We start from the raw sequence: 12,271 nt of genomic DNA on the forward strand, positions 1-12,271 counted from the left end.
AGCAGAGCTTTAGCCGTCGCGCGTGCAATTGCCCAAAACGCCACTGTGCCCAATTCTGGCCGCCCCTGAGTACCTCGGGAACCCGGGTGGTTGCCGGGATGGACGCCACGTTCCCAGCTCAAACAGATTGAGTGTCCAGAGCACGCAAAGGCGCTCTACGACTGGCGCTCACCCGATTTCCGGCTGGTTTTCGTTTTTGAGAATATGCAGGGATGGAAGTTTGCCGAATGCGTCGGTTCACTGGTGGCTCAGTGTTGGCTTTTCTGGGTACCCCTCCCGGGGAGCTTTTTGCGAGCTGGGCAGCCATTGTTTCCGGGAACGTGACATGGCGGGAGTTAAGGAGTAGTGACTAGACTGGGATCTCATACAGAAGTTGTGTTCAGGAGTGAAGTCCTCGGGATGGGGTCAGACACTAAAGTAGCGCGGCCAAGCGACGGAGAGTTCCAGATTGAAATCAACGACCAATCAGTAAACGTCCGTTTGAACGCATCTGTGAAGTCTCCGCGAGGGAGATTCTATTGGACTGCTTTCTTTCTGGCGCTGTGGATAGCAGGGGTGTGCCTAATCGTTCTTTCAAAGGGCAAGCACGGCGAACCGGGCATGTGGGATGACTTCGCGACAAAGCCCGTCAATTCTTTAGGCTTCATCATCCCTTTGCTCACAATAGTTGGCTGCTCAGCTCTACTCGTACTCAACAGTTGGCGCTACGTCGTGATGGCGTTCCCTTCGGATGAGACCTTTTATTGTGACCGGTCAACGCTGACAATCTCGAAAGTGTGCTGGCTAGACATCCATAACAAAGCTTGGCGAGTTCAATCGTATCCAGTCGAGTGGATTACAGGCTTGAAGTATCGATCTGTTGCTACAGTTGCTACAGCCTCCAAAGTAGGCGTTGTCTATGGCCTTCGCTTCGAAGCAGGAGGCCGGTCAGAGCGTGTCCTTCCCGGTCTGGGGACCCAGGACGCCGGCAACATCCTAAAGGCCGTCAAATCGTTAGGGGTGAACACAGACAAATAGCCAAATAGCAGAGCCGATGGTCGAACCGAATTAAGCCCGCAAAACGGCGTTTTCGGTAACCTGCTCCTAGTCTCTTCTGTCATGGGTGCCGAGTCGCTTCACCTGGTAGCGGTCCAGCAGGCAGGGTGCGAGGGCCACGAGCATCCTGTAGCCAGCCCCACCGTTAGCCGCCCCTGAGTACCTTGGGAACCCGGTTGGTTGCCAAGTAGGGACACCACGTTCCCAGCCCAGACAGATTGGGGGCCAGACCATGCAAGGGCGCGCTACGACTGGCGCTAACCCGTTTTCTGGCTGGTTTTCATTTTTGAAAATATGCAAGGATGGAAGTTTGGCTCATGCGTTGGTCCTCGGATGACGCAGTGCTGGCTTTCTGGGTACCCTCCCGGGAGCTTTTTTGCGGGCAGGCAGCCATTGTTTCCGGGAATGGCGATTTTGCGGGATCTATACTGCCGAAATGCAGGAATGTTTTCCAACGTTCGTCAGGCTTCTGATTGCAGCAACACTGATGTTATTGCCTACTGTCGAGAGAACCGCAACGCCGATCTACGGCTACAAGGTCGTGGCCATCTATCCTCATTCCACGACCAGCTACACCGAGGGCTTCCTGTATTTAGATGGTCTTTTTATGAAAGCACTGGCCTGAAGGGGCATTCTCAGGTGCTCGTCTACGAACCGAAGACTGGCACTGTGAAGCAGTCAGCCGACATCCCTCCCCAGTTCTTCGGCGAAGGCATCGTCGACTGGGGGCCGAACCTTTATGAATGGACATGGCAGACGAACGTAGGCTTTGTGCGCGACCGCACTACGTTGAAGGTGTTGCGCCGATTTACCTATAGCGGCGAAGGTTGGGGCATGACGCACACAGATCGTGAGCTTGTCACCAGCGACGGTTCGAGTACCCTCATCTTCCGCGATCCTGTCACGTTCAAAGAAACGCATCACATCGTCGTGAAAGATGCTGGTACGGAAATTAGCCAACTAAACGAGCTTGAATTTGTCAAGGGCGAGATATATGCGAACGTTTGGCACAGCGACCGTCTTGCGCGGATTTCACCGAAGAACGGAAACATCTTAGGTTGGGTTGATCTCACTAACATCCTTTCACCGATCTTCAAGCTGGACAGCGAGGCTGTCTTGAACGGGATTGCCTACGACGCCCAACATGACCGCCTTTTCGTGACGGGTAAGCAGTGGCCATCGATTTTCGAAATCAAACTCGTTCCAAAGAAATGATCTCGATGATCTGCCTTTCACCATGCAGCAAGCCGAGCTTTCCCTCAAAACGGGGTTTCAACAACATGCTCCTAGTCCCTTCTGCCGTGGGTGCCGAGTCGCTTTACCTGGTAGCGGGCCAGCAGGTAGAGTGCGAGGGCGATCTCCAAGGTGCATGCCGGAAGAGTGCTGAACACGCCCCCTGTGCCCCAACCTAGCCGCCCCTGGAGTACCTCGGGGAATCCTGGTGGTTGCTGGGGCTGGAACCGGAGCGGGAACAGACTGGCTGCACATAGGCATCCCTATGGCTCCTTGGTGAGTCTTCCAGTCAAGACACTAGTGACGTGTTCGAACCGAAAGTTGATCTCATGCTTATAGATCAGCAATGGCCTGAAGAACTCGATGCCCTTGTAGCCGCGCCCCGCAATCACATTCTGCTTTTCGAGAATGAAATATTAAGGGTACTCGAGATCAGGATCGTCCCGGGGGAAACCACACCGCTGCATACCCATCGTTGGCCCGGACCGCTGTTGTTGCTGAGCTGGAGCGACTGCGTGCGGCGGGATGCCGACGGCGTTGTGCTTGTGGATAGCCGCACCCTCCTCCGGCCCATCGAGGGCACGGCGATCTGGTCGCCATCCATGCCCGCGCATACGCTCGAGAACGTCGGCACGACCGAGCTGCGTCTCATTGGTGTCGAGTACAAGGTGTATCCAGCACTCGCTCCTGCGATGTGAGTTCCATAACGCGATCCGGTCGCCGCCGGGACCACTCGCTGTGTCGCTCCTTGCAGCTCCTACCATCTGAGGGCTTGAAACAGCTGAGACTATGAGGGCTAAAGACTACCCAAGAATGTAGATCGTAGCTGCAGGCAAGATCGCGCCTCTCCGCCCGAACCAGGTCGAATGACTCGGAAAGACTGCATGGCCGGTTACCAGCAGACGTGGGAAGGGCAGTTCGACGACGTTGATGCGTTGCAGAAATGAGCTTACCGGAGTATGTCTTTCATCAAGGTAACGGGGTCAAGGACGCACTCCCCGGGTCTGTAGACCACGGCATCGTGCCCCGAGCCAAGCCACCAACGTTGCCAGTGCAGCGTTGCTGTTTGATCCATGCACTCTCTACGGTACGCTCTACATAATCGTGTGTGAGCTGTTGGGGCTGCATTTACCGTATGACGCTTGCCGCGTCTTTCCACCGTTTCATGTCAGAAATCGTAAGCGAACTCCCCTCGTTGAATAGGCGTTGCATATCATCAGCAAAGAAGACTCTAGTTTTTTCTTCTGTTGAGACCGTTTACGTATCACCGTCGTACTCGTAGCTGTACTCCGTGGCAAGTTGTCCGTACAGGCGCTCACAGAAGTCAAAGGCGCGATCCCAAGGCATGGCGGTGAGGTATGCCTCGGTGTCCTCTTGGGCAGATCAAGTGTCAGGAACTCTGCTGGGGACGCAATCGACACCTGGAAGGCCGCTGCGCAGATCGAAGAGGGTCCGCTGCTGCGGAGTCTCGCGAAGGGCGGCAGGTTGGGCGTGAGCCTGAGCGACTGGGCCGTGTGGTCGGTCGTCGAGCATTCGGCGAAACAGATCGGCACCGAGCACTTCGGGGCGCACGATCTCTGTCGCACCTGCGCGAAGCTCTGCCGCAAGGCCGGCGGAGAACTCGAACAAATCAGGTTGCTGCTCGGGCATAGCTCAATCCAGACGACCGAACGCTACATCGGCTCTGAGCCGGAGATCGCCGTCGCCGTGAACGACAGCATCGCGCTCTGAGCTGCCTAATACTTGAGATAATGGGAGCCGATGCCAAACGAGCTCGAGAAAATGAACAACGGAGCGGCGAGCCTCCTCGAGAGTCTCCGCGGGCTCATCCAGAGTGCTCGACAGAAGGCTCTTCGAGCAGTCGACGCGGTCCAGATCCAGACCTGCTGGGAGATCGGCCGGCACATCGTGGAGTTTGAGCAGGGCGGGTCTTCCCGGGCCGAGTACGGCACTCGGCTCCTGCCGCTGCTCGCGGAGTCGCTGAGCCGGGAGTTCGGCAAGGGCTTCGACGTCTCGAACCTGCGTCATATGCGGGTCTTCTACCGGGCTTTTCCGATTCGCGACGCACTGCGTCCTGAATTGAGCTGGACGCATTACCGGACTCTGCTCAAGGTCGAGCAGGAACCAGCCCGGCTCTGGTATATGGCAGAGGCCGCGGAGCAGGGTTGGACCACCCGTGCATTGGAGCGGCAGATCAACACGCTCTACTATGAGCGGCTCCTCGCGACCTCCGACCGGCCGGCAGTCGAACGGGAGGCATTGAGCGCAATCGCGCCCCTCCAAACACCCCGGGACTTCGTCCGCGATCCAGTCATGCTGGAGTTCCTTGGCCTCCCCGGTGTCGGACGCCTGCTCGAAGCGGATCTTGAGCGCGCCCTGCTCGACAACCTGCAGGCCTTTCTCCTCGAGCTTGGCCGTGGCTTCGCCTTCGTCGCAAGGCAGTACAGGCTTAGCACCGAGACGAAGGACTTCTACGTTGACCTTGTCTTCTACAACTTCCTACTGAAGTGCTTCGTGCTCTTCGAACTCAAGTCCGGAGAGCTGACGCATCAGGACATTGGCCAGATGGACATGTACGTCCGGATGATGGACGATCTCCGGCGCGGCGCCGACGACAACCCGACCGTCGGCATCATCCTGTGCACGCAGAAGGACGCGTCGGTCGTGCGCTACTCCGTGCTCCAGGAGAGCGAACACCTGTTCGCAAGCCGCTACAAGCTGGTTCTACCCTCCGAGGAGGAACTGAGGCTGGAACTCCAACGCGAGCGAGATCAGCTTTCAGGCTGATGACCGAGCGTGGCAGCGATGTTCAGTGCGGGATTCCGTAGTTTCGCAAGGACGAAATATCGGTGTGAGGATGGGTTAATCCGTCTTCAAGGCGCATCACCTCATCGAGTGCTGGCGGTGAAGTAAGCGAGCGCTGCTCACATGACAGTTTGTGAAGTTCCCAAAGCTCAATTCCCACAACGCCGTTTTCGAGACCACACTTCTGACCCGTCGGCGACCTGTCCGATCCGTTGGCTCAAGCCAGCACTGCGCAATCAGTGGACCGACCCATCAGCACAATTCCTGTTCCTGCATATTTCAAAAACTGAGAACCGGGCGGCATCTGGGTTAGCGCCAGGCGTAGAGCGCCTTTGCATGGTCTGGATGCCTAATCTTGTCAGCATAGTATGCTGACCTGCAAACCGACAGCCAAGCGAGGAACACGATGAGCCACAACTATGCCGCGGTGAATGACATTCTTCAGGCTCATGGTGCTAGCGAAGACAAGCTCACCGTGCGGGTTCTAACGTATGAAGAGGACGACCTAGGATGTGATCGTTCGCCTGAGACATTCGTTCTCTTAGAAGGAACTCGTGAAGCATTAAAGTTTCTTGCAGAAACCATATTGGCCCACATCGAAACCACAGTTTGCGACTTGACCATGCATCCTTTACACGCGGGAAGTGCCCATTTCAGCTCCACTTCAACAGCGGGAATCATTCTTCATACAGTGCCCTGTGCGAACGGACCTTATGGCTGGTCTCGCGACACGCACGCCGGCTCCCGAGGTACTCCGGAAACGGCCAAGTTGTGGACTATGTCGTTCCTTGGTGTCAGGAATGGCACGATAGTTCCTACAGTCGAGACCTGTTCGATTGACGAGAGCTTCCTGAACTTGGGCGAGTTCAACGGCAGGGAAGTCGAGCCGCTAGCGCGCGAGCTGCGCGATTGTGACCATCGCTGGGCCGGCACCCCCATTTTTGTTGGCATTGCGCCTACGAAAACTCTTGCGAAAGTGGCCAACTTCATCGCCATGAAACATCCGCAGCATCGCGCGATCTGCGATCTGCGATCTGCGGTCTGCGGTCTGCGTTCCAGCCGGGTGCGGGAGGAGCTGCTGCCCGCCGTGCCGGTCGAAGAGATATGGGGCATCGGCAGAGCCTCGGCCGCAAGTTCGGAATCACGACGGCGGCGGACCTAGCCTCGCTCGAACCGGATGACGCCCGCGCATCACGGGGCACCGGGAGAGTCGATTCTGGCGCTGAGGATCGCGCTGCCCTGGTTGTCATGCCAGGGCGCACCGGACTTAGGCGGTTCTGACTGCGTGGCGGCGTCTGCTGCTAAAGCTGTGGCGCGAACAGGACCCTACTGGTCATGAGCAAACCACGCTGTATTTCAACCTAAAGAAACCGCCTGCAACGCCCGTCCCCCCTCTCGTTGAGGAGAGAGGACCTGTCCGCAAGTAAACACCCGCGTTTAGCATTACCCATCTTTTCAGTTGCCGAAATGCTGACCTTTGAGGATCAAAACGGCGAGCCGTCTACCGACGGGATTATGCCCATCGCTGCGAACACCATTTGCTTGTGTGCCTGTCTGACCATGACAACGTTATGTCGATGCAATGAGCAGGCATGCGGGACTAAATGGCGATCGGCCTCGCCGATTCACGGCCTTGCAGGCTCTAAGCTTCGTATTGTAGAAGTAGGGCTGCGGCAACAATGTCAGACAAGTGCTTCGGGTGACGAAGGGGCCGAGAGGTAAGTACTGCATGCTTGATCGATATGGTCTTTTACTCACCGGAGGACTGGCCTTGCTGACCTGGGTCGTACCGACACAGGCGCAGAATCAAGCGCAAGGTAACGATGCCGTCGCGCTACAGCCGCCGCCCTTTACGCTTCAAGCTTCTGTCCGGCGAGTTGTCGAGGATGTGCTGGTCACCGATGCAAAAGGCAAGCCAATTCTTGGGCTTCCGCAAAGCGCTTTTCATGTGCAGGATGATGGCAAGCCCCAGGTGATCCGCAACTTCGAGGCAAGCGCAGAGTCAGTCACCGATGCCAATGAAACGCGGTCGACGCCGGGGGTCTTCAGCAATGTAGCCATGTTGCAGGGCGACCGCAACATCAATGTGCTCTTGATCGACAACATGGGTGTCGATGTAGCAGACCAGATGTATTTCCGGCTGCAGGTGTTGCACTCGCTTGCAGGACTGCCGAGCGGCACGCCGATCGCTGTGTTCCGGACTACCGGCCATGGGCCTGCGGTGTTGATGCAGTCCGTGACAACAGATCGCGAACTCATCCGCCGTGCGATCGAGAATAGCGCGCCCGCCCTGACTAGCCCGATCCCTTCATCCTACAGCGTTGCAGTCAGAGAGCTAAGCGAATTGGGACTCTACCTGCGCCAGTACAAAGGACGCAAGTCGCTCCTGTGGTTTGCCGCAGCCTTTCCCTTGCGCGACGAACAGAGCGGTGCCGCCGGAGCGGGACGATCGATGCAGTCGGACGAAGCAGAGATGATGGTATTACGAGCGCTTGAGGGGGCGCGGGTTGCTGTCTATCCGGTCGATGTGCGAGGTGTGCTCAACGTAGCCGGACCTCTGAATCAGGCTAAGAATACAAGCGAAGTAGGAGGATCGCCGGTCATCACCGGCAGCAACGATGCTGCCGCGCAGCGTGGTTCGTGGAACGCGATGGATGAAATCGCCGCGGCGACTGGCGGTCACGCGTACTACAGCAACAATGCGCTCGGTACGGTGCTACAACAGGCGGTTTCCGACGGGCGGCATGCCTATGCCGTGACCTACGATCCGACGCCATATTCGTCGGATGGGCGTTTTCATAAGGTAAGGGTGACGGTGGATGGACCCTACCAGGTGAGTTATCGCCAAGGCTACTACGCCAAGGACCCGGCTGGCCTGGACGAAGAAGCTTCTGTGTCGGGTATGGAATCAGATCAGGTACCGGACGGTGGGCCTGCTTCTCCTCTACCGATTGTGTTTCTGGCGCGTATCAAGATGGGAGCGGAGGCTGCTCAACAGGTGGCGGGAGCGCCTGCAAAGAACGCAGGCGAGCCTCTTGTTATTGACTACGGAATCGCAGCCAAGGATCTAGTGTTCAATCGCGATGAAAGCGGCAGGAATGATGCACATTTCAAGGTAGCGGCTCTTGCCTATAACGCAGAAGGGGAGGTGCTGAGCTCTGCCATGGATGAGGTGACAACCCACTATGACGATGCGCAGATGGAGCAGGCAAGCACCAAAGGTGTGCCCACGCTGCAGCAACTTCGTGTGGCTCACGGCGCGAAGTATTTGATGCTCTCAGTGATTGATCTCGAAAGCGGCAGAACAGGTACAGTCCAGCTCTCGGTCGCGAGCGCAGAACAGGGCTCCAAGGCCAGCGAGTAATTGCAGCGTGAAAGCAGTGCAACCCTCTGTCTCTACCGAGAGGGCGCCATCTATTCCTGGCCAACGCCCGGTGTAGACCCAAACTCACGCATGTCGAAGAGCTCCCGAGAACCGCCTGGCTTCTTGACGAAGAGCTGGAGCGCTACAGCGTTGGGCGGTCCCTGGAAGTAAGGAAGATGCAAAGTGTGCCAGCCAGGCTGGAGGGTAACCTTCCCACTCGCAGTCTCTAAATTGTGGAGGTTGTCGGCGTCGACCACCAGCTCATCATCGATGTAGAGCTTTGCGCCGTCATCCGCTAGAACAGTGAACTCGTAGGCCCCCGGTTCTTTGACCTGAAAAGCTCCGTGATAGTCGATGCCGAACCACTCTGTGGCGCGGGTCACTCCAGGTATGCCGCCTGTCTTCCAGAACTGTTGATGCGGCACATTGAGAACGTACGCATAGAGCGAGCCCACGGAATCGAGAGACCAGTACTTTGGAAGCCTGGACATGCCTGCAGGTAGCTCATAGACATCTGCGCACATCGCTCCCGCTCTTGGTTCGATCGACCCAAAGGAACCGATTGGTCCCAAAGGAGGAAAGTTAATATCTGTGCGAGTCGTTTGATGTTCATTCCAGCTTTGCTCCGCCGCTGCTTCTTCCGGCGTCAGTTGCCCAGCCTTAAGGGCGTATGGTGTCTTGATTAAAGCACTTCCGATGTTCCCGGTCTGCGTATCTCTCACGACGAACCGGACTGCAGGCGGATGTTCCGTGCCTGGAAGCTCAACGAAGCTTGGAAAGCCGTGAACCGATGCCTCGACATACTCGCTAGAACGCAGTGTTCTGTTTTCCGAAGAGTGCATGAAGTGCAAGGCGCGGCCATTCTGGTCAAAGCTACAAGCAGCATATTGCAGGTGTATATCCCGGGAATCAACCGCGATCGAAGCCAATGGAAGCGCGGCGGGCGGGATCGTTATTTGAAAACGCAGATCGTTTGCATCCTGTGTTTCAACGAAATGTACAAGCAGTGGAAGCGACAACGGCTCGTTGCTGTGGAAGCAGGCTGCCTGTAAGAGGCGCGCCTCAGCAACACTCTCAGGCTCCTGAGTAGAAGGCGTTAGTTTCGCAATACTAGCTACGTGGTAGTGGAGACCATAGTTCAGCCTGATCCCAGGAAGTGGAGTCGTGACGAGAAGGCTATGTTCCCCATCGCGAAGCTCGTCGGTGCTGACGTGGTAAGTGAGTTCGTAGTGACCGGTCGTGTCTTCCGCACAGCCGCTACCCAGCCGGACATGCAAGGTCGCCGGTGTGGAAGGCTGCGACATCTCGGACAACGGTGCAACGTAGCGAATGGACGTGATTCTCTGCTGTTTCCGTTGATGATCTGGGCCTGTTTCAAAGACTGCGAGCTCCGAGGCTTGCAGGTTTGGAACAGATTCGTCGCGGCGATCAGAAGCAACTACATCTACGATCACTTCACGCGTTGTGACTTTAAGAACTATCGGGACCTGGGTAATGTCGGGACCTGCCTGCTCCGTCGGTGTTGTACCCGGAGCAGAGTTCTGTGCCTCTGAAGCGAGCGGCAGGATGCAAGCACACATCAAAAGCAGGGATCGCCAAGGCAGCTGTTGCATGGTGGCATCAGCATAGAACTCGACTGCGCTCGAACGCAAGACAACCAGCGGAATCGGTCACCCGGTGCGCACCCAATAGTCTATTGGCCTACTGACTTCCCCAAGAGAGATGTTTGTGGATCCACTATTGCAGGTTCAGTATGTACACTTCGTCCTATCAGCACGCGTAGTCTCTAGTGGTGGGATCCCAAGGCGCTGCCCTCACCGGCACGCGCAAAACAGCGTTCAGTGAACGTTTCAAACTGAAGATGCCGAAGATGAGCTTTCGGGAGGACCATGGAACCGGCCAACACAATCGCGTTTATAGTTGGTTGTTCAGGGGCACCGGCGGGTATGCGGCTGTAAATGAGTGGAGAGTGAGTGAGACCGCACGAGAACCCGACGGCCAGGCCGAAAAGAGGGTGGACCAGAACCGTTCCTCTGCGCTTGCGGTAGCTACGGGGATCTTGCTGATCCGTGTTGTAGGGCTCGTCCGGGACCGAATCTTTGCGCATTACTTCGGGAATTCCGATGCTGCGGATGCTTTCCGTGCCGCCTTCCGTATTCCCAATGTTCTACAAAACCTATTTGGCGAAGGAGTGCTTTCAGCCTCCTTTATTCCGGTTTACGCTCGCTTACGCGCAGAAGAAAGGCACGAGGAGGCATCGCAGGTTGCTGGGGCGATCCTTGCCATATTGCTGGTCGTCACTTCAATCTTGGTCCTAGCTGGAATTCTGAGTGCACCCTTGCTTGTGGACGTAGTGGCTCCAGGTTTTCACGGCCAAAAGCTGATCCATCGCAGTCTTGAGCGCACACTCTGTGTAAGGGTGTAAGCGCGGGTGGACTGTGCCTGCCGTAAAAGTTGAAGCTCGGGTCTCGAACATACTTGCTGCAGAGCCACTCCCATGCCGGCGGATCTAGAAAGTTGCAGCTTTTCTGAATCGCATCCTACTAGTTGGTAGTCTCATAGAGCATGCAGGGAGAAACAGCAGAGCGAATTCTTCAAACGGCCAGGACCCTGATTTCGGATCGTGGCTACTCGGCGTTCAGCTACGCCGATATTTCGGAAGCAGTGCAGATTCGGAAGGCCAGTATTCACCATCACTTTCCGACCAAGTCCGGACTGGTGGTCGCTGTGCTCCGGGCGCATCGCGAGCGGTTTCTGGCTGCAACCCAGGCGTTGACGCACCAGGTGGAAGATCCGCTTGCGCGCCTCCAGGCGTACGTCCGGCATTGGGAGGGCTGCATCCGGGATCGGTCGCAGCCATTCTGCATCGCGGCCCTGCTGGCGGCTGAACTGCCAAGCCTGCCCGAGGAGGTGGGCGCCGAAGTGCACAAACACTTCTTAGCCCTGGGCGAGTGGATTCGCCAGACGCTCGAGGAAGGGGTTGTGAAGCGCAGTATGAAACTCAAAGGAAGCAGCGAGGACGAGGCGCAAACGTTCATGGCAACGGTGCACGGCGCCATGCTGTCTGCCCGTGCCCTCGGAGACTGCGCCGTGTTCGAAGCCGTAACGCACAGCGCTTTGCAACGTATCCAGGCGTAGGTCCGCCCGCTCGGCACCGGTTCTTCGTTTTTGCCTCATAAATCTACCAACTAGAAGATAGTCAAGGAGCACTCATGTCAGCCACGATCACGAACGCCCAGGCGCAGGCCTTTTCCCTGCGCAACCTCTACTACACACGCACCGTTGTTCAGCTTGTCTGGGCCGGGGTGATCATGGCGACCGCCGCCGGCAATCCGGTGCTGGCAGCCGGCCTGCTGGTGCTTTATCCCCTTTGGGATGTCGCCTGTACGGTGTATGACCTGCGATCTGCCTCGCGCTCCAACTCCGGAACACCCACCGCGCAGTACGTCAACGCGGCTCTGGGCACCCTTGCGGCCGCGGGTATCGCCGGCACTGCCTTCAGGTCTCCGCACCAGGCAGTTGTGGTCTTTGGGCTCTGGGCCTTCGCTGCTGGAGCAGCGCAGCTTGCCGTAGGCATCGCTCGCAGGGGGCAGTTGGGCGGGCAGTGGGCGATGATCCTGAGCGGTGCGCAATCTGCACTGGCAGGAGTGGTCTTCGTCCTGGGCGGGCTGCACGGGACGAAACAGATCAGCGACCTCGGGCGCTACGCTATTTTCGGTGGTGTGTACTTCCTGATCGCCGGGGTGCTGATGCACCGCAAGGTGTCCAAGGGCCAGATGGCTGGCGCAACCATCGCTCAGAGCCGGGGTTAGTTGTTTGGGCGTACAGTTCTCA

At 57.2% G+C, this 12,271-nt stretch carries 9 protein-coding genes and 1 pseudogene; 9 read left to right on the top strand and 1 reads right to left on the bottom strand.

Translation table 11 applies throughout. The annotated features are described in order from the left end of the window. The first annotated feature begins 1,522 nt into the window (after window positions 1-1,522). The 6 genes and pseudogenes from D1Y84_RS14560 to D1Y84_RS14585 all read left to right on the top strand — a co-directional run bounded on the left by D1Y84_RS14560 (window position 1,523) and on the right by D1Y84_RS14585 (window position 8,437). Window positions 1,523-2,250: pseudogene (locus D1Y84_RS14560) on the top strand (glutaminyl-peptide cyclotransferase). 347 nt (window positions 2,251-2,597) lie between these two features. Continuing rightward, entirely contained in the window at window positions 2,598-2,966 is a 369-nt protein-coding gene (locus D1Y84_RS14565; protein ID WP_124849339.1) for a hypothetical protein, read from the top strand. 793 nt (window positions 2,967-3,759) lie between these two features. Further along, window positions 3,760-3,999: a site-specific integrase gene (locus D1Y84_RS18530; RefSeq protein WP_233581435.1), complete on the top strand. Its 240-nt coding sequence runs from the start codon at window positions 3,760-3,762 to the stop codon at window positions 3,997-3,999. 30 nt (window positions 4,000-4,029) lie between these two features. Next, window positions 4,030-5,055, top strand: coding sequence for a YhcG family protein (locus tag D1Y84_RS14575; protein WP_124849341.1), 1,026 nt, complete (start codon window positions 4,030-4,032; stop codon window positions 5,053-5,055). Between the two features lie 424 nt (window positions 5,056-5,479). Beyond that, a complete protein-coding gene (locus D1Y84_RS14580) occupies window positions 5,480-6,235 on the top strand; it encodes a hypothetical protein (RefSeq protein WP_124849342.1) in 756 nt (251 codons plus the stop codon). Window positions 6,236-6,802: 567 nt separating this feature from the next. After that, window positions 6,803-8,437 carry a VWA domain-containing protein gene (locus tag D1Y84_RS14585; RefSeq protein ID WP_124849343.1) on the top strand — a complete coding sequence of 545 codons (1,635 nt, stop codon included), beginning with the start codon at window positions 6,803-6,805 and terminating at the stop codon, window positions 8,435-8,437. A 50-nt stretch (window positions 8,438-8,487) separates the two neighbouring features. Here D1Y84_RS14585 and D1Y84_RS14590 read toward each other — a convergent pair whose 3' ends face one another. Continuing rightward, the gene (locus D1Y84_RS14590; RefSeq protein WP_124849344.1) at window positions 8,488-10,050 is read right to left on the bottom strand and encodes a PA14 domain-containing protein; all 1,563 of its coding nucleotides are present in this window, start codon (window positions 10,048-10,050) and stop codon (window positions 8,488-8,490) included. A 356-nt stretch (window positions 10,051-10,406) separates the two neighbouring features. On the opposite strand from D1Y84_RS14590, the gene D1Y84_RS14595 reads away from it, so the two are divergent. The 3 genes from D1Y84_RS14595 to D1Y84_RS14605 all read left to right on the top strand — a co-directional run bounded on the left by D1Y84_RS14595 (window position 10,407) and on the right by D1Y84_RS14605 (window position 12,249). After that, window positions 10,407-10,862, top strand: coding sequence for a lipid II flippase MurJ (locus D1Y84_RS14595; protein ID WP_233581436.1), 456 nt, complete (start codon window positions 10,407-10,409; stop codon window positions 10,860-10,862). A gap of 140 nt (window positions 10,863-11,002) precedes the next feature. Further along, window positions 11,003-11,575, top strand: a complete 573-nt coding sequence (locus D1Y84_RS14600; protein ID WP_124849345.1) for a TetR/AcrR family transcriptional regulator — start codon at window positions 11,003-11,005, stop codon at window positions 11,573-11,575. A gap of 74 nt (window positions 11,576-11,649) precedes the next feature. Beyond that, window positions 11,650-12,249, top strand: coding sequence for a hypothetical protein (locus D1Y84_RS14605; RefSeq protein WP_124849346.1), 600 nt, complete (start codon window positions 11,650-11,652; stop codon window positions 12,247-12,249). Window positions 12,250-12,271 lie beyond the last annotated feature (22 nt).

Origin of the sequence: Acidipila sp. EB88 (genome assembly GCF_003858395.1) — a bacterium.
Classification (GTDB): Bacteria; Acidobacteriota; Terriglobia; order Terriglobales; family Acidobacteriaceae; genus EB88.

Bases quoted from the DNA above. Each gene is read 5' to 3' on its own strand.
- D1Y84_RS14565 (WP_124849339.1), top strand. From the start codon at position 2,598: ATGCTTATAGATCAGCAATGGCCTGAAGAACTCGATGCCCTTGTAGCC.
- D1Y84_RS14575 (WP_124849341.1), top strand. From the start codon at position 4,030: ATGCCAAACGAGCTCGAGAAAATGAACAACGGAGCGGCGAGCCTCCTC.
- D1Y84_RS14580 (WP_124849342.1), top strand. From the start codon at position 5,480: ATGAGCCACAACTATGCCGCGGTGAATGACATTCTTCAGGCTCATGGT.
- D1Y84_RS14585 (WP_124849343.1), top strand. From the start codon at position 6,803: ATGCTTGATCGATATGGTCTTTTACTCACCGGAGGACTGGCCTTGCTG.
- D1Y84_RS14590 (WP_124849344.1), bottom strand. From the start codon at position 10,050: ATGCAACAGCTGCCTTGGCGATCCCTGCTTTTGATGTGTGCTTGCATC.
- D1Y84_RS14600 (WP_124849345.1), top strand. From the start codon at position 11,003: ATGCAGGGAGAAACAGCAGAGCGAATTCTTCAAACGGCCAGGACCCTG.
- D1Y84_RS14605 (WP_124849346.1), top strand. From the start codon at position 11,650: ATGTCAGCCACGATCACGAACGCCCAGGCGCAGGCCTTTTCCCTGCGC.